Annotated in this window: 14 protein-coding genes and 4 tRNA genes; 11 read left to right on the top strand and 7 right to left on the bottom strand. The window is 43.1% G+C overall.

Annotated elements, in window-relative coordinates; all coding sequences use genetic code 11:
* The first annotated feature begins 134 nt into the window (after nt 1-134).
* Nucleotides 135-1,799 (top strand): AMP-binding protein, encoded by a 1,665-nt coding sequence (locus ACT3QN_RS04425; RefSeq protein WP_444529053.1) that lies wholly within the window; start codon nt 135-137, stop codon nt 1,797-1,799.
* A gap of 109 nt (nt 1,800-1,908) precedes the next feature.
* Here the strand turns inward: ACT3QN_RS04425 and ACT3QN_RS04430 are convergent, their stop codons facing one another.
* The 4 genes from ACT3QN_RS04430 to hemA all read right to left on the bottom strand — a co-directional run bounded on the left by ACT3QN_RS04430 (nt 1,909) and on the right by hemA (nt 6,008).
* Nucleotides 1,909-2,328 carry a DUF6691 family protein gene (locus ACT3QN_RS04430; RefSeq protein ID WP_444529054.1) on the bottom strand — a complete coding sequence of 140 codons (420 nt, stop codon included), beginning with the start codon at nt 2,326-2,328 and terminating at the stop codon, nt 1,909-1,911.
* Between the two features lie 95 nt (nt 2,329-2,423).
* On the bottom strand, nt 2,424-2,861 hold the full coding sequence (locus ACT3QN_RS04435; RefSeq protein ID WP_191114580.1) for a YeeE/YedE family protein: 438 nt from the start codon (nt 2,859-2,861) through the stop codon (nt 2,424-2,426).
* Between the two features lie 235 nt (nt 2,862-3,096).
* Nucleotides 3,097-4,233 carry an aminotransferase class V-fold PLP-dependent enzyme gene (locus tag ACT3QN_RS04440; protein ID WP_444529055.1) on the bottom strand — a complete coding sequence of 379 codons (1,137 nt, stop codon included), beginning with the start codon at nt 4,231-4,233 and terminating at the stop codon, nt 3,097-3,099.
* Between the two features lie 365 nt (nt 4,234-4,598).
* Entirely contained in the window at nt 4,599-6,008 is a 1,410-nt protein-coding gene (gene hemA / locus ACT3QN_RS04445) for a glutamyl-tRNA reductase (RefSeq protein WP_444529056.1), read from the bottom strand.
* Nucleotides 6,009-6,556: 548 nt separating this feature from the next.
* Between hemA and ACT3QN_RS04450 the strand changes: the two genes are divergently transcribed.
* The 10 genes from ACT3QN_RS04450 to ACT3QN_RS04495 all read left to right on the top strand — a co-directional run bounded on the left by ACT3QN_RS04450 (nt 6,557) and on the right by ACT3QN_RS04495 (nt 15,540).
* On the top strand, nt 6,557-8,497 hold the full coding sequence (locus ACT3QN_RS04450; protein WP_444529057.1) for a tetratricopeptide repeat protein: 1,941 nt from the start codon (nt 6,557-6,559) through the stop codon (nt 8,495-8,497).
* A 192-nt stretch (nt 8,498-8,689) separates the two neighbouring features.
* The gene (gene lolB, locus ACT3QN_RS04455; protein ID WP_444529058.1) at nt 8,690-9,322 is read left to right on the top strand and encodes a lipoprotein insertase outer membrane protein LolB; all 633 of its coding nucleotides are present in this window, start codon (nt 8,690-8,692) and stop codon (nt 9,320-9,322) included.
* Between the two features lie 82 nt (nt 9,323-9,404).
* Nucleotides 9,405-10,385, top strand: coding sequence for a 4-(cytidine 5'-diphospho)-2-C-methyl-D-erythritol kinase (gene ispE / locus ACT3QN_RS04460; RefSeq protein ID WP_444529059.1), 981 nt, complete (start codon nt 9,405-9,407; stop codon nt 10,383-10,385).
* Between the two features lie 151 nt (nt 10,386-10,536).
* Nucleotides 10,537-10,612: transfer RNA gene (locus tag ACT3QN_RS04465), tRNA-Gln, on the top strand.
* Between the two features lie 239 nt (nt 10,613-10,851).
* Nucleotides 10,852-10,927 (top strand) — tRNA-Gln (locus tag ACT3QN_RS04470).
* A gap of 109 nt (nt 10,928-11,036) precedes the next feature.
* On the top strand, nt 11,037-11,984 hold the full coding sequence (locus tag ACT3QN_RS04475) for a ribose-phosphate pyrophosphokinase (RefSeq protein ID WP_444519877.1): 948 nt from the start codon (nt 11,037-11,039) through the stop codon (nt 11,982-11,984).
* Between the two features lie 420 nt (nt 11,985-12,404).
* Nucleotides 12,405-13,088 carry a 50S ribosomal protein L25/general stress protein Ctc gene (locus tag ACT3QN_RS04480; RefSeq protein WP_444519878.1) on the top strand — a complete coding sequence of 228 codons (684 nt, stop codon included), beginning with the start codon at nt 12,405-12,407 and terminating at the stop codon, nt 13,086-13,088.
* A 176-nt stretch (nt 13,089-13,264) separates the two neighbouring features.
* On the top strand, nt 13,265-13,846 hold the full coding sequence (gene pth, locus ACT3QN_RS04485) for an aminoacyl-tRNA hydrolase (protein WP_444529060.1): 582 nt from the start codon (nt 13,265-13,267) through the stop codon (nt 13,844-13,846).
* Between the two features lie 99 nt (nt 13,847-13,945).
* Entirely contained in the window at nt 13,946-14,326 is a 381-nt protein-coding gene (gene panD, locus ACT3QN_RS04490; protein ID WP_010196068.1) for an aspartate 1-decarboxylase, read from the top strand.
* A 188-nt stretch (nt 14,327-14,514) separates the two neighbouring features.
* A complete protein-coding gene (locus tag ACT3QN_RS04495) occupies nt 14,515-15,540 on the top strand; it encodes a calcium/sodium antiporter (protein WP_444529061.1) in 1,026 nt (341 codons plus the stop codon).
* A gap of 61 nt (nt 15,541-15,601) precedes the next feature.
* Here ACT3QN_RS04495 and ACT3QN_RS04500 read toward each other — a convergent pair whose 3' ends face one another.
* The 3 genes from ACT3QN_RS04500 to ACT3QN_RS04510 form a co-directional block, all read right to left on the bottom strand.
* Nucleotides 15,602-16,264, bottom strand: a complete 663-nt coding sequence (locus ACT3QN_RS04500) for an RDD family protein (protein WP_444519881.1) — start codon at nt 16,262-16,264, stop codon at nt 15,602-15,604.
* Between the two features lie 244 nt (nt 16,265-16,508).
* Nucleotides 16,509-16,585 (bottom strand) — tRNA-Arg (locus tag ACT3QN_RS04505).
* 181 nt (nt 16,586-16,766) lie between these two features.
* A tRNA-Ser gene (locus ACT3QN_RS04510) sits at nt 16,767-16,856 on the bottom strand.
* Between the last annotated feature and the right edge of the window lie 248 nt (nt 16,857-17,104).

Genomic DNA, 17,104 nt, shown 5'->3' on the forward strand with positions numbered 1-17,104 from the left:
CTTAATATCATTTAGAGATTAGACTAACGGTATAAATCGATAAATATCGACTTATACCTGTAACTTCTATGCTAGATTACTGTACTAAGCTAATGTATTGACGAATTTTAGAAATACGATAAAGGACTATCATCATGACAGATTTCCATACAGGTCTTGGCAAAAACGCCGCCAATCATCAACCACTTACCCCTATTGATTTTATCATTCGCAGCGCTCAAGTTTATCCTAACAAGACTGCCATCATTTATGACGACCTAGAACACAATAGCCTCACTCAGACATGGCAACAAACCTATACTCGCTGCCGCCAACTGGCTGACGGCCTGCGCAAACTGGGCATCGATAAAAACGACACGGTGGCCGTGATGCTACCGAATACTCCGGCGATGGTCGAATGCGCCTTTGGTGTACCGATGTCAGGCGGCGTACTCTGTACCTTGAACACGCGACTTGATATCAATGCACTCACTTTTTGTTTGCAGCATTCCGAAGCAAAGGTCTTAATCTTAGATAGCGAGTTTGCTGAACATGCTGAGATTATTGATGAGACTTTTCCAGACTTAATTGTTATCCACTCAACAGACAAGGCTGTCGATGTCGAGCGCTTTGGGTACATGAGTTATGAAGCATTGGTAGCCAGTTCAGACAGCTTAGATAACTGGGAGATGCCATTGGACGAATGGGACGCTATTGCGCTGAATTACACCTCTGGTACGACAGGCAAGCCCAAAGGTGTGGTCTATCACCATCGCGGCGCAACCCTTAACGCTGTCTCTAATATTTTAGATTGGGACATGCCAAAACACCCCATGTATCTATGGACGCTGCCACTATTTCATTGCAACGGCTGGTGTTTTCCGTGGACCATCGCCGAGCGTGCTGGGGTCAATGTATGCTTGCGAAAGATTGATGCTGATTTGATATTGCAGCTGATTGCCAAGCATCAAGTTACCCACTACTGCTCTGCACCAGTCGTGCACAATATGATTGCTGGCGGCAAACCAGAGTATAAAGAAGCCATTACCCATACAGTCAAAGGCTGGGTCGCTGGTGCACCGCCGTCTGAGACCATGTTGGCAGCGATGGAAGCGATGGGCTTTTATATCTCGCATGTTTACGGTCTCACTGAAGTATATGGGCCAGTAACGGTCTGCGCTGAACAAGAAGCATGGAATGAGCTCGATGTGGCCACACGCGCTCAAATGAAATCACGTCAAGGTATGACTTCTCATTTGATGGCAGGGTTTGAAGTATTTAAGCAAGGTACGACTGAACCCGTTGCCGCTGATGGAGAAGAGATGGGTGAGCTGGCGCTACGTGGCAATATGGTGATGAAAGGCTATCTAAAAAGTCGCAAAGCTACCGAAGAAGCATTCGCTGATGGCTGGTTCCGTACGGGCGATTTGGGTGTCAAATATCCTGATGGCTATATCAAAATCATGGACAGACTAAAAGATATTATCATCTCAGGCGGTGAGAATATCTCTAGTATCGAGGTAGAAAACGTCTTATATAAACTACCTGCGATTGAGAGCTGTGCTGTCGTCGCCGCGCCACATGACAAATGGGGTGAAATGCCCGTTGCCTTTATCGAGATTCACGCTGGTAGCACCCTGCAACGTGACACGGTGATGGAGCACTGCAGTCAGCACCTAGCAGGTTTTAAAGTGCCGAAGTATATTGTCTTTGCCGAAATACCGAAAACCAGTACCGGTAAAGTGCAAAAGTTTGAGCTACGCCAAGCGGCTAAATCATTGGCACACGAAACGCCGAAAGTAACCGCCAGTGCCAAATAAAGCGGCGATTTATTAAGTCTTATCATCAATTACCATCCATCAAAAAAGTCAGCTATATGTAGCTGACCTTTTTTTTGAGCACTCTTCTATTTATAGAGAGCCAATCATATTAGCCAAGCTTAGGCTCAAGCCACTGATAAATTAGCATCCCTATAACCATAGCAGGAATAAACACATATGCTTGCCACTGGCCCGTACCGAGCAATACAATTCCCGGTCCCGGGCAAATACCAACCAGCCCCCAACCGATACCGAACAACATCGCACCAATAAGCAGCTTTTTATTAATGACGGTTTTGCTTGGCATATCAATCGGTGTGCCAATCCAGCTGCTCTGTTGACGCTTTGCCAATCGCACACCGAAAAACGCGACTATCAGACCGCCGCCCATCACCAGTGCAAGGGAGATATCCCATTTGCCAAATACGTCCAAAAACCCTTGTACTTTCACAGGATCGGTCATACCTGACACCAGTAGTCCAAGTCCAAACAGCAATCCTGCTAGTAACCCGATTATATTTTTTAGCATCGTTGTATCTCGCTATTATCTTCTATTAACCATTGTATGTTGTTCGCGCAGTAGCCCGACTATCAGTCTTCATTCCGCAATTTGTCATGAATGAGCTATAGCAAGCCCAGTACGTGACGACCGATATAAACGGTCACAATCCCAAACAGCATAAAGGTGACGGTCGCTGCCAATGACCGTGGAGACAGGCGTGCATTACCACAAATACCATGTCCACTCGTACATCCTGAACCTAAACGCGTGCCAAAGCCGACCAACAACCCTGCACCAATCAATAGTGGCAAAGAGGTACTAATAGCTACTTCAGGTAACGGTCTTGCCAACTGATATAGTAGCGGTGAGATGACCAAGCCCAGTATAAATAGCACTTGCCACATCTCTACACGCTTAGGTTTTAGCAAGCTTGAAAAAATACCACTGATGCCTGCTATACGACCGATACCCAGCAGTAAGATAACCGTCGCTACACCTAACATTAGACCCCCAACTAAGGAAATCGGCGTAAATGCTTGCCAGTCTATTTGTATACTCATAACGGACTACCTAATTAAGTTCATTGAATACGTGCTTAAGTATTATATTATAAAAATACATTATATTGTAAAATATAATAAAAGGGTAAAAAAATACTGAACCTAGCATGACACTAGTGATTCAGTATTTTTTATAACTGTAAAGACTGTACTGCAGAGGCTTTAAAAAGGAAGCTGAAGAATACTTAATAAACTATCACATCAATATCTTTATCAGCCCTCTTAATTGCTATGATTACTGGCTCAGCACTTTATCAAGCGCCGCTTCAAAACGTTCTACTGTGCCATCAATATCAGTCAATTTATCCAAACCAAACAGACCTAAACGGAAGGTTTTAAAGTTATCAGGCTCACCTACTTTTAATGGCACGCCAGCAGCGATTTGCACACCAATTTCAGCGAACGCACTACCCTTATGTATGTCATCACGATCGGTATAAGAAACGACAACGCCAGGCGCTTTATAACCTTCAGCAGCAACGCTCTCAACGCCTTTGGCTTCTAGTACTTCACGGATACGTTTACCAAGTGTCCACTGCGCGTCACACAATTTATCAAAACCGATTGTTTTGGCTTCATTCACAGCATCGCGGAACTGACGCAAGCTATCTGTTGGCATAGTCGCATGGTACGCATGGCCGCCATTTTCGTAAGCACGCATGATGTTTAGCCATTGTTTTAGATCGATACTAAAGCTATCAGATTCAGTGCTGTCTACTTTTTTGATAGCAGCATCGCTGAGCATGACCAATCCAGCGCTCGGTGTACTGCTCCAGCCTTTTTGTGGTGCGCTAATCAGCACATCAACACCCAATGTTTTCATATCTAACCATACGCAGCCTGAAGCGATACAGTCAATGACTAATAACCCACCAACGCTATGTACAGCTTCGCCCAACGCTTTGATATAGTCGTCTGATAAGATAATACCCGATGAGGTTTCGACATGCGGCGCAAATACGACTGCTGGCTTTTCTTCTTTAATTTTGGCAACAGCCGTATCGATATCGACTGGTGCAAACGGCTTCGGCGACTCACTATCATCGGCACGGTTAGCCGTGAGTACTGTAGATGATTTGGCGATTTTGCCTTTTTCTAAGATTTGCGTCCAACGATAGCTGAACCAACCATTACGAATGATTAGGCAGTCTTCGTCATTTGCCAACTGACGGGCGACTGCTTCCATGCCATAAGTGCCAGAACCAGGAACGATCACCACTGCGTCAGCGTTATACACAGATTTTAGGTCACTAGATAGGTCGTTCATCACTTGCTGAAAGGCTTTTGACATATGGTTCAGCGCGCGATCGGTGTAAACCACTGAATACTCTAATAAGCCGTTTGGATCGATATCTTGACGTAATGCAGGCATTGAACACTCCTAGTGTATGGTTAGATAATATGCAGCATTGATTAGATAGCACTATAATCAAATGCTATTATTTGTGATGGTGAGGTCTTGCGCTGTCTAGAATTTTCTTGTTTTGAAACAAACAACGAACACTGATGAAGTTTACTAACATTAAGTTAATATATTTATAGTCATATTACGAGCAAACACCAGCACATATCCTGACCTAAGCCATCTATGAGAGTTCGATATTAGCACTGATACTGAAGGTTGACAACGATACGCTCAGGCAACGATATGACTTGTGCTATCGAGCGTTTATTGGTATAGATTTACTGATATAGATTGATTGATAAGTTTTGATTTATAAAGTCATGATAAAAACATCAATGCCCGCGATGAGCATCCTGTAACCCTGACACCACGAAGTCTAGCAGTTCACTATCGCCTTCGCGTGCGGCTTTGCGCATCAGTTTTGAAGGTGCATGGGTCAGTGTTTGAGTCAGACGTCGTGATAGCTCAGTGATGATATCTTCTGGACTGACATCGTCTTGTTGCAGTTTGGCAATAGACTCATGCAGCAATTTATCGACTTGACCCTGAGTACACGCGCGGTACTGCTGAATGTCTTTGCCGACTTGGCGAACCTGAAAACGGCGATCTATTTCAACAACCAGTTGACTCACTAGCAGCTCAGCGTCAACTGCGGCTTGGCGACGTTGCTCAATATTACCTGCAATGACATGCTGCAAGTCATCGACAGAATACAGATAAACATCATCAATCCGGCTAATGGCCGAATCGATATCGCGCGGTACGGCCAAATCTATCATAAGCATTGGCTGATAACGACGACGTTTTAACGCTTGTATGGTCATTGTCTTATCGATCAACAAATTCATACTGCCACTACAACTGCTGACAATATCGGCTTCTGCCAATACTTGCGGTAATTCTTGTAAGGGTCTAACGTCTACGCGGCGATTAGGGCCACGTAGCTCAGCCGCTAACGCTTCGGCACGTTCGGGGTTACGGTTACAGATAATGACTCGCCCTACCCCTAGCCCTGCGATATGGGTGGCAACTAAGCGATTCATCTCGCCTGCTGCAACGACCAATAAAGTGCGACTGGGTAAATCATCAAATATCTGTGTGACCAATTTGGCTGCGGCAAAGCTGAGCGACACAGCTTGTGCACCAACCTGTGTCTCGTTACGCACTCGTTTGGCAGCAGCGAATACTTGATCGATAATCCAGCCTAGCTGATTACTGAGTACTTTTTGGTCTTGAGCCAGATGCACAGAGTTTTTAATTTGACCAAGAATCTGCGGCTCACCCAGTATCATAGAGTCGAGACCAGCAGCTACTCTTAACCAATGGGTCAATGCATGAGTGTCACGATGTACATAGAGATAAGGATCAATATCAATAAGTGGCAATTGCTTGAAGTCAGCTAACCACGCTTTGATTTTGGTAATATGCGCACTAAACGCAGCAGATGAAATATTCATGCTACTACTAAAAGCATTGTTGGATGTCTGTCCTGCAGCTTTGACATCCTGCATAGTGGGTGACTGTAAATTAGATGACTGGCTATTAGCGTGCTGAGACGTTGATGTTTGCGGCACTAGCGCATAGATTTCCGTGCGGTTACAAGTAGAGACAATCACGCTACCATCAGTAAAGGCTTCTATTTGGTTGAGTGCGACATTTACATCGTCACCCACAAGTGCCAAGCGCTCTCGCAGAGCGACTGGTGCAGTTTTGTGATTGACCCCAATGACCACTAATCTCATTATCGATAGACCATAAACATGACGCTCAGTTGCCCTTTACGCTATCTTATTTTTTAAAAGACAGTTTTTGACGACAGCGCTAAAAAGGAAGACCCTAAAAACCGCCTATTATATCATTATTGCGGGCTTTAATTAACACTCACCCATCTATGATAACCATATCTCTGTATCTGGTCGAAAATGTAACAAATCAACTACTCATATGATTTATAAAATCAATAGCTGAATTTTGATCTATCATCAACAATACGACGTTAAATCACTCGCTTACTCTATCTTAACTTGTTATATTTCTATAATATTCAGTTCAACATACACATCTACTTTTAATCATATTTAGTATCATTCTTTGGCGACATAACCGTTACCAGTAGCATGTCCTTAAAAACAGACATGCCAATATCTGAGTAACACGGATGCTATTGTTTATATCATCCGTCTACTCTTATAATGTTTGTCATGGATACATATGCCAGTATCTAACTTACAATGATTAAAACAAACTTGCCTTATCTGTGTAGGTAAACCACGGGCGAATACGGCTATCTATGATTTTTTTTGGCTCATTACCTCAGTCACCACATTCCTATAGCGAATACTCTAGCTTGCGTGCTTTATTGCATGTCGCTATTGAGCGCCTACGTCAACGGTACAAACTAGCATTGTCTCTAGCCGTGTGCCTGTGTTTGACGACACCTGTTCATGCCAGTCACCCTGACACATTGTTGGAAGCACAGATTCCTAAAGTGTCTGTTACTACTGATAATAAGGTAGCTGATAACAAAGCAAATATTAATAGTGCTGAGACTGAGACACCTTATAACGAAGATACACTTACCATAGAGAACGTAAAAAACATTAATGGCTTAGCGCCAGCCAGCCTATGGCAGACTGAACTTAGCGAACCAAGTTTATATGCTCTATTAGATGCCGAGTTTGCTGCCGATCGCGATGACAAACAGCGTGCGGTCACTATCTATAAGCAGCAGTCTTTCAAAGAAGATGCCACAGCAGTGTTTGAGAGGGCACTTAGTTTGTCTTTGCGTAATGAAAGGGTTGAAGACTCATTGCAATTTGCCAAGACATGGCAGGATCAAAACCCTGACCACGTGCCTGCTTGGTTTTATGTTGCGCATTTGGCCTTACGCGCCCATGACTATATATTAGCAGGTGAAACTCTAAACCGTATCTTACGTTATGACCCACGTGCGGACCTAAGCGAAATCCTCATAGGTATCTATCCAAATAACGATGACGACAAACGTGAGCTTCTTGCCGCGTTGCAGCCACTAGATAGCGAGCAAAATGCTTCATTGTCGGTATTAAAAGCAGGTTTACTCTATCAATTTAATGAACCTGAAGTCGCTATCGTTCATATCAATCGAGCACTAGAGCGTCAGCCAGACTATGTGCCTTTTATTACATTAAAAGCAGATATATTGCGCAAAATCGTGACCGCAGAGACTGTTATCAATTATGTCAGTCAAGCTCGCTTGCGTAACCCTGATAGCAAAAGTTTATATCTGTACGAAATTCGATATCTATTAGACTTAAAGCAAAGCGAGCAAGCTTGGGAATTACTGCTTGAGGCGCATAGCCGCTTTAGTGATGATTCTGAAATTACTCTACTCGCAGCCTTAGTCAGTCTAGATATTGAAGAGTACGCTAGTGCCGATGAGCTACTCAATATGCTTGCCAAGAGCCCAGCTTATCTTGACCAAGCCTATTATTACCTTGGTATCAGTGCTGAGCGTCAGCAGTTATACGATCAAGCTAAATACTATCTCAATAGTGTTATGCAAGAGGATTTGGTGTTAGAGGCACGTAGAAAAGTAGTGGCATTTGAACTGCTTGATAACAATGTTGATGCTGCAATGACGACTTTAGAAAAGCTGCGTAAAGACTTCACTGTTTTCGCGCCTGATACTTTTGTTATGCAAGCCGATATCTTATGGCAGCAAAACGAGTCTGATGAAGCGCTGCGTCTACTAACACGTGCCGCTCGTAAATATCCTGATAATGAGATGCTACTCTTTGCACGAGTTCAGCTTTTAGATGATAAAGAAGACTATGTCGTTAAACGCACTTTGCTCAACCACCTGCAAGCATTGGATCCTAGCAACTTGTCCTATCAATTGAGCTATGCACAATTGCTATTGGCAAATGAGCGCAGCTCAGAGCAGGGTCTGGCATTGGCGACAGCGATTATTCAGATTCGCTATGATGACCCACGTTATGATAACGACCTACATCTACAAGCACTAAATGTGTTGGCAAGTAATGCGCTGGCCAAAGAAAACTATCAGCAGGTCATCGACTACCTACAGACACCTTATGATGTGCTACCGACCTTACGTTCAGGCTCGCTCTTGCTGCGCGGCTATCAAGGATTAGGCGATAATAATAAAGTTGAGACGTTGCTCGCCGACTTACAGCAGCGCTTCTCGTTTGGACAGCATAATATCAATGATCGCATACAGCTGTATTGATGGTAGTTATTTTGGAGCTGCGATTTAGGCTTTGTTATTATAGAGACATGATGAGTAACAAGGTTCCCATAAATAACGAAGCATTTATAAATTACAAGGTCGTTATAAGAAGCTAACAGCCGTGCATAACCGAGCAACAAATAACGCTTAAGCTAATATCTTTGTTTATATTTCCATTTTTGAGGAACTCTCATGTCAGTATCAATCGCTTCTTATAAACCAAATAAATTGGCTCTGTTTACTGCTATAACTGCAACGATGGTCATCACCTCTGGCTGTCAGTCATTAAAAACAGCCAACGCGACCAACCGGCCAACGTCTACTGTACAAGGTCAAAACGCTGATCAACCTAAAAAGCTAGAGAGCTTTAATATCACGGGTAAAATTGGGGTAACAACACCTGCGAATGATTCAACAGGTACCCAAGGTGGTAGTGCGTTTTATGCATGGGGGCAGCAAAACGACCGATTTGCTATTGAGCTCATTGGAGCACTCGGCATTGGTAAAACAAACATCGAATATAATGGTCAAACAGCAACGTTAGTCAGCGAAAAAACAGGCACATTGACCGCTGACGATCCCGAAAATTTGCTAAAGAAAGCAACTGGTTGGCAAGCACCAATCTCACAAATGCCTTATTGGATTTCTGGTCGCCCAGCACCTTCAGACAGTGCGCCACAATTAGATGATCAAAGCCGCTTAATTAGCTCAGTCAATGGTGAGTGGACAGCCAGCTTCACCTATAAGGGTACTGACAAGCTGCCTAGTAAAATCAGCGCCGTACAGCCTCAAGGCAATAAAGTGGTGATGACCATTAATCACTAAACTGTCCTTTATTAATATCGGTAATTGCTCATCAGTGTTAGCTAAAATAGCTGTTTATGACTGTACCTTACGATGAAAAAATATGACTAAAAACATAGCTGCATCATCTGCTTCTACGATTACCCGTTTATCACCTGCAAAACTCAATTTGTTTTTGCACATCACTGGCAAACGTGACGACGGCTATCATAATTTGCAAACGGTCTTCCGCCTGCTCAACTGGGGTGACTACTTACATTTTTCGGTCAGCGTTAACGCCGTGACTTCTACGGTTGATAACGATTCAAATGCAGATCGACTTTGTCATCAATTACTGATACTAGATGGTGCAGAAACTATCACTGCTAGTATAGAAGACAATTTAATCTTCAAAGTAGCGCGCGCACTGCTAGCGTCTGCCATACAGTCAAACCCTTTACCTGAGCAGTTAGCACAAGTGCATGTTACTTTAGACAAGCACTTGCCAATGGGCGCAGGATTGGGTGGTGGCTCATCTAATGCAGCAACGACTATGCTTGTGCTCAATGAGATTTGGCAGCTTAATTTTACTTCTGATGAGCTTATAAAGATTGGCTCGACTGTAGGTGCCGATGTACCTATATTTATCTTTGGTCAAGACGCTATTGCCATGGGTATTGGGGAGGAACTGTCTACGATTGAGCTGCCTGACCAGCACTATTTAGTTTTAACACCTGACGCTCATGTAAGTACTGCCAAGCTCTTCGCGCATCCAAAACTACAGCGAGATATCACGCCCCTGTCGATTGATACTATTCGAAGCCAATACGCTGATTATGTACAAACGCTCACTGCACCCTATCATAATGTCTTTACGCCTGTAGTCACGAGCCTTGCTCCTGCTGTTACAGATGCTTTGAGTTACTTACAGGGGTTAGAGGCAAAAGCAATGGGCACAGCGCGCATGACTGGCTCTGGTAGTGCAGTGTTTTTGCCATTGGATGCAAGCGTTATCACTGATAAAAAGCTGTTGGCAAAATGGATTGAAGATGCGCCTTGTTCAGGGTATATCGTTGGCAACTTAAAAAAGACATATGACCTTTAAATTTCTTATTATCTAAACAATGATAACGGTATGACCGCCTATTTTAGTTTGTTAAAATAGCGCTAGCATCAACCTATGATGAATAAATACCAGAAAAAGCTGCAAATGACTTGCAAAATCTGAAAATTTACTTATAATAGGTCGCCACAATAGGGGTATAGCCAAGTTGGTAAGGCATCAGGTTTTGATCCTGACATCCGTTGGTTCGAGTCCAGCTACCCCTGCCATTTTTTAGTACGAAGCGTTAGAGATACATTGAGCATAAGCGGTTTATAAACAGCCACTTATCTTATTGTCATTGACAACGTTATCCCAGTTTCGGTATAGTTCGCAATGGACACCGCTAGGGAAAAGTTATGTTTTAAACGGTTTATCCGTTTTTAGATAACTGACAGGTCGTGACAGCATGCTAAAAACAGCTCGTTAGTTGTTATTAGCTATCGGTTGTTCACAATCTAGACATTACAGGGGTATAGCCAAGTTGGTAAGGCATCAGGTTTTGATCCTGACATCCGTTGGTTCGAGTCCAGCTACCCCTGCCATTTATTACTTTAATAGTATACTTCAACACCTTCACCACTCTTTTCTTAATTTGAGCAGTTTGTCACTGCTTAGCGGTCGCTGCTTGAGTCAATCAATAGGACTTCTGTCATGCCTTATTTGGCGATTTTTACGGGTAATGCCCACCCAGAATTAGCAAAAACCGTAGCCGATCATCTTCACATACCTCTTGGTAAAGCTGACATCACGCGTTTTTCTGATGGCGAAATTGCCGTGGAAATCAAAGAACACGTACGTGGTAAAGATGTGTTTATCATGCAGCCTACTTGTGCACCGACCAACGACAACTTGATGGAAATCATGATGATGGCTGACGCTTTGCGTCGCTCTAGTGCTGGCCGTATCACAGCTGTCATGCCGTATTTTGGTTATGCTCGTCAGGATCGTCGTCCACGCTCAGCTCGTGTACCTATCTCGGCTAAAGTGGTCGCTGATATGCTAAACATCGTCAGTATCGATCGCGTAATGACTGTTGATTTGCACTCAGATCAGATTCAGGGCTTCTTCGATATCCCTGTAGACAATATCTACGGCACACCTGTATTGCTAAACGACCTACAAAAGCAAGACTATGACAACATCATGGTTGTTTCACCTGATGTAGGCGGTGTGGTTCGTGCACGTGCGATGGCCAAGCAATTAGGCGATACTGACATGGCAATTATCGATAAGCGCCGTGCTCGTGCCAATGAGTCACAAGTCATGCACATTATTGGTGATGTTCGTGACCGTGATTGCGTTATTGTTGATGATATGGTCGATACTGCAGGCACATTGTGTAAAGCCGCCGAAGCACTAAAAGAAAACGGTGCCCGTCGCGTCTTAGCTTATATCACACATCCTGTTCTATCAGGTAACGCACTGAAAAACATCAGCGAATCTGCACTGGATGAAGTGGTTGTTACGGATACGATTCCATTATCAGTCGAAGCTCAAGCTTGTAGCAAAATTCGCCAGGTAAGTATTGCACCGATGCTTGCTGAGAGCTTACGCCGTATCAATAACGAAGAATCTATTAGTGCAATGTTTGACGCCTAATTTGATACGGTTATTTTTTGAACAGCCGTTGCGGTATTTTTGAATAGCAATGACTGTAGTAAGACATCTTGGATAGTTAAAAAAAGAGCGTCAAGTATTCTTACTTGGCGCTTTGTTTTGTGTAGGCATTTTGCGTAGGTCTTTATTATTGCTACAGAATCACGTATAATGCGCACCTGTGCTGACCTTTTAGTGGTTTTTATTAGGCTAGCGCTATCAAAAGTGCTGATCATGCTTAAAAGCAATCATCGTTATGGTAATTATCATAGCGAGCGCTGCTATAAGCAAATGGCTAAGTTTAGACATTGCGAGTTTTATTCGTGACCATAATATTAGCTATCATCACGTATTAGTGGATTGGTCGCAAATCCACTTTTTTATGACCAGACACTTCATCATTTTTTTTATAGGATTATATCCATGAGCATTAATCATTTTGAACTAAACGCCGTTGATCGTGCTGCTGAACTACAAGGTAAAGGTGCGAGCCGCCGCCTACGTAAGCAGAACTTAGTTCCTGCTATCATCTATGGTGGTAACGAAGAGCCAACAGCTATCTCTATCAAGCTTAACGAACTAGTAAAATCACTAGAGTTTGAAGCGTTTTTCTCACACGTCTTGACTATCAATGTTGACGGTGAAGAGCATCAAGCAGTTATCAAAGACTTGCAGCGCCATCCAGCTAAAGGCTTCCCAATGCATGCTGATTTCCAGCGCATTGTAAAAGGTCAGAAAATCCACATGAACGTTCCTGTGCATTTCACTGGTCGTGAAGATGCGCCTGGTACTGCTGCTGCTGGTGTACTATCTACGCTAGTATCTGATATCGAAATCGTTTGCATTCCATCACTACTTCCTGAATACCTAGAAGTAGATGTATCTGGCATGGAAATCGGTGATTTGTTCCGTCTATCAGACATCAAACTTCCTGAAGGCGTAGTAATTCATGAGCTTGAGCTAGAAGACGGCCATGACCGTACTATCGTTAACATGCAGCCACCAACAGTAGAAGAAGTTGATGAAGATGCTGACGATGTTGATGCTGATGAAGTACCAGCTACTGAGCAAAACGACGGTACTGAAGAAAACAAAGACAGCGAGTAATATACCATCGGTACGTCGCATCTGATTTGATGTCACGTATCGACACACTCGTCTAGTCAATAAGACAGCAGGTGATGAATATCTCCTGCTGTTTTTGTAAGTAAGGTTTGAAAATAAACTGTCTATCAGTATCTCAAACCCTACTCCTATTTATCAAACTCAAGCAAGGTGTTTTTATGGCCATAAAGCTTATTGTCGGTCTTGGTAACCCTGGTCAGCAGTATATATTTACGCGTCATAATGCAGGATTTTGGTTTGTCCATCATTTGGCTCAGCAGTTTAATATCACGCTTTCCGCTGATAAGAAATTTCATGGAGTGACAGGGCGTGGGCAGATTCATGGGTCTGATGTGCGTTTACTTATGCCGCTGACGTTTATGAATAAATCTGGTCAGTCAGTGGTGCCTATGGTAAATTTCTATGGCATCAAAAATGATGAATTGTTGATTGCTCATGATGAGCTCGATATTCCAGCTGGTAGTATCAAACTCAAAACAGACGGTGGACATGGTGGTCACAACGGCCTACGTGATATCACGCCGCATATTGGCAATGATTTTCATCGCCTGCGTGTGGGTATCGGCCATCCTGGTCACAAGTCTAAAGTTAGTGGACACGTTCTCTCGAAAGCATCTCCTGATGAGCAGATTGCGATTGATAGCGCGTTGACAACTGCTTTTGAAGCACTCCCATTATTGTTAGATGGTGATGTCGAAAAAGCACGTTCACAAATTAATGGCTTTAAATTACCAGAATAATATGATGGTCAATTATAACCACCTTTTATTTTGGTAGTTTTATCCCCATTAACCTTTTGATTTAGTTAATTAATATCAGTTACGCCAAGGAACCAACCTATGCTACTTAATATGCTTAAATGCAAATTACACCGTGCTCGTGTGACCCACGCTGAGCTTCATTATGAAGGCTCTTGCGGTATCGACGGTGATCTATTAGATCTTGCTGGTCTACGCGAAAATGAATCTATTGATATCTATAACGTGACTAATGGTAAGCGCTTTCGCACCTATGCTATCCGTGCTGAGGCGGGCTCTGGTATTATTTCATTGAATGGTGCTGCGGCTCATATGGCAGATTTGGGCGATATCGTTATCATTTGTGCTTACGCGCATTTTGATGAAGTTGAAGCGTCAACGTATCAGCCAAAACTGGTCTATTGCAACGAAGACAATACCGTTAAAGACACAGCAAATATCATTCCTGTACAAGTTGCTTAATATGACAGGATGGTGAGGTTTTGGTAAATTTAAGATAAACACAAAGTTACATCTTTGAATTAGCTGCTATTATTACTAAAAATCTCGATGCTAAAGGGAAAGCTGAATCTAAATTAAGATTCGGCTTTTTTTATGCCATTTTTATTTATCAAATTCGCATTTTTCATCATATACAAGGAAACATACTGATGTGGTTGGCCGCGCTTGCAATACTGATTGGGTTAGCAATTTTAGTTTGGAGTGCCGATGTCTTCATTGATGGAGCGACAGCACTAGCAAAGAAGTTTAGTGTGCCCAGCTTCCTAATTGGTGTTTTAATACTAGGTATAGGCACGTCAGCGCCTGAGATGGTGGTATCGGTACTAGCAGCGCTAGAAGGCAGCCCTGAGCTGGCCCTAGGCAACGCTTATGGCTCAAATATCATCAATATCGCATTGGTACTCGGTGCAACTGTATTAATTAGCCCTATTATCATCCGTAAAGGCATCGTAAAGCGTGACTTACCTCTACTACTGCTGATTACTGTCATCGCCGCTTGGCAGCTACGTGATGGGACGTTGAGCCAAACTGATGGTATCGTACTATTAGTATTATTGGTCGCCGTCTTAGGGCTACAGATCATCATGAGTATACGCGAAGGCTATCATGAGCACGAAGACGATGTGGTCGTGGTTAATGCTGACTCAGAGCACTTAAATAACTTAGAGCACTTAAATAACTCAGAGAGCTTAGAAAAGCTAGAACCAAGCGTAACGCGTGGTCTGGTGAGCTTATTTATCGGTATGCTGATGCTAGTAGTCAGCTCACGCGCTATCGTTTGGGGCGCTGTCGAGTTGGCGACGCTATGGGGGCTTAGTGAGTTAATCATTGGTCTAACGATTGTCGCAATTGGGACATCATTGCCCGAGCTGGTATCGAGTTTGTCAGCAGCCCGTAAGGGCGAGCATGATATGGCACTTGGTAATATCATCGGCTCTAATATTTTCAACACTTTAGCAGTTGTCGGTTTGGCAACCGTTATCGCTCCTATTGCCGCTGACCCAGTCATTCTATCGCGTGATGTGATGGCAATGGGACTATTAACGATATTGCTGGTTGCACTGTGCGTGTTTGCCTTTGCAACAAAACGTCAATTCGGTCGTACGTCAGGTGCCACATTGGTACTGTTTTTTGTGGGCTATACCGCATGGCTGATTCAAAGCGTTAGTATGTAACTGTGTGAGTTGAGCCAGTTAGGTAATGATACAGCTGTATGATTACCTAACTAAGATCAGACTACGATTTTTTCTTACGATTTTTAAAACCGCGCCATAGCCCTTCATGTGCCACTTTCGGCATTTTTAGGGTAATGGTGTTGGATAGCATGTCTTGTACTGCCAGACCGCGAGGGTTGAACAGACAGAACACATAGTTGAATACCAAACCAAGAAATGCACTGGCCAATAAGGCGGCGCGTGATCCATCAATAAGACTGCCAATAATGCCGAAAATCAGCGGCATCAAACAAGCAGCCAAAATACGCTTAAACGACTGTCCCCACGTTAGCCACTGACCCGCATCATTGATCGTTTTTAATCGCCACGTCTGCATCCCCAATGTCTGACCACCGCGGCGCCAGAATATCCCATAGAATGCTACCAGTGTCAGTACAAACGACGGCGTCATGATGACATTCTGATACCAAAGCGGCAGCGACTGTGCTTGTGAGGACTCAGTACCCGTCTCCATAGTCAACAGCGTACCAACTACAGTTAGTATCGTTCCTACCAAAAATAATAACGCTAAAATCAGCATACCATCATACAGAATCGCCACGACACGAATCATAGGCTTAGCGATGGTCGGTTCTTCGTTAGGATCTGTCTGTACAGGCGTACTCGGTTGAGATTTTGATTTATGAGTCGTTTTTGACGGGCGTTTAGATGGACTTTTTGACATGGTACAAGCTCATAGCAAGCAGTGAATAGTAACGCTATTGTACCGTAAATGGTGGGGCTATCGTACATTATCCTAGATGACTATCCAATATCATGAATGACTATCCAATCATAGTAAACATAAGAGCTGGTCGTAGAATAGATAAGTAGAAGGGTAAAAGCTATAGACATAAAAAAACCGCCAATTGTCATAAGACAGGCGATTATTTTAATAATTTTTAGCTTATATTAAGCTATTATGCAAATGGTGCGCCTGGAGAGATTCGAACTCCCGACCCCTTAGTTCGTAGCCAAGTGCTCTATCCAACTGAGCTACAGGCGCGTATTTTGCACTTTATCCACTGCGAAGATAATATCTTTTACAGTAAATTAGGTTGGTCATTATATAGATAATATCGCTTGTGTCAACATATTTTTTAATTAAAACAAATTATTTTTTGAATTAATTATTAAAATGTTTAACGCAGAATATTGCGTTACTACTCTAATAACAACTGAATAAATGGCGGTGAAGGAGGGATTCGAACCCTCGATACGCTTACACGTATGGTTCCTTAGCAGGGAACTGGTTTCAGCCACTCACCCACTTCACCTAACGATTCAAGACATTTATAAAATTTCTATAAACATAGTATTGATGCTAACAATACGTCTCATGTCGTGGGCGAGTATTATAACAAAGCCAAAACGAATTGCAAGCGTTGTCTACAGATTTAATGCGGCTTTTATCAAAATTATAGATACAAGCACTTATATTGCATTTTTATATGGGAAATTGCGTCATATTATTGCTAAATATAGTGATCAAACTGCTTATTAAGTTTAGGCCTACTCGTTCTGA

The sequence above is a fragment of the Psychrobacter sp. AOP7-C1-14 genome (genome assembly GCF_052376135.1).
Taxonomy (GTDB): domain Bacteria; phylum Pseudomonadota; class Gammaproteobacteria; order Pseudomonadales; family Moraxellaceae; genus Psychrobacter.

What these genes read in the sequence shown, in the direction of transcription:
- ACT3QN_RS04425 (WP_444529053.1), top strand. Translation starts at nt 135, where the DNA reads ATGACAGATTTCCATACAGGTCTTGGCAAAAACGCCGCCAATCATCAA.
- ACT3QN_RS04430 (WP_444529054.1), bottom strand. Translation starts at nt 2,328, where the DNA reads ATGCTAAAAAATATAATCGGGTTACTAGCAGGATTGCTGTTTGGACTT.
- ACT3QN_RS04435 (WP_191114580.1), bottom strand. Translation starts at nt 2,861, where the DNA reads ATGAGTATACAAATAGACTGGCAAGCATTTACGCCGATTTCCTTAGTT.
- ACT3QN_RS04440 (WP_444529055.1), bottom strand. Translation starts at nt 4,233, where the DNA reads ATGCCTGCATTACGTCAAGATATCGATCCAAACGGCTTATTAGAGTAT.
- hemA (WP_444529056.1), bottom strand. Translation starts at nt 6,008, where the DNA reads ATGAGATTAGTGGTCATTGGGGTCAATCACAAAACTGCACCAGTCGCT.
- ACT3QN_RS04450 (WP_444529057.1), top strand. Translation starts at nt 6,557, where the DNA reads ATGATTTTTTTTGGCTCATTACCTCAGTCACCACATTCCTATAGCGAA.
- lolB (WP_444529058.1), top strand. Translation starts at nt 8,690, where the DNA reads ATGTCAGTATCAATCGCTTCTTATAAACCAAATAAATTGGCTCTGTTT.
- ispE (WP_444529059.1), top strand. Translation starts at nt 9,405, where the DNA reads ATGACTAAAAACATAGCTGCATCATCTGCTTCTACGATTACCCGTTTA.
- ACT3QN_RS04475 (WP_444519877.1), top strand. Translation starts at nt 11,037, where the DNA reads ATGCCTTATTTGGCGATTTTTACGGGTAATGCCCACCCAGAATTAGCA.
- ACT3QN_RS04480 (WP_444519878.1), top strand. Translation starts at nt 12,405, where the DNA reads ATGAGCATTAATCATTTTGAACTAAACGCCGTTGATCGTGCTGCTGAA.
- pth (WP_444529060.1), top strand. Translation starts at nt 13,265, where the DNA reads ATGGCCATAAAGCTTATTGTCGGTCTTGGTAACCCTGGTCAGCAGTAT.
- panD (WP_010196068.1), top strand. Translation starts at nt 13,946, where the DNA reads ATGCTACTTAATATGCTTAAATGCAAATTACACCGTGCTCGTGTGACC.
- ACT3QN_RS04495 (WP_444529061.1), top strand. Translation starts at nt 14,515, where the DNA reads ATGTGGTTGGCCGCGCTTGCAATACTGATTGGGTTAGCAATTTTAGTT.
- ACT3QN_RS04500 (WP_444519881.1), bottom strand. Translation starts at nt 16,264, where the DNA reads ATGTCAAAAAGTCCATCTAAACGCCCGTCAAAAACGACTCATAAATCA.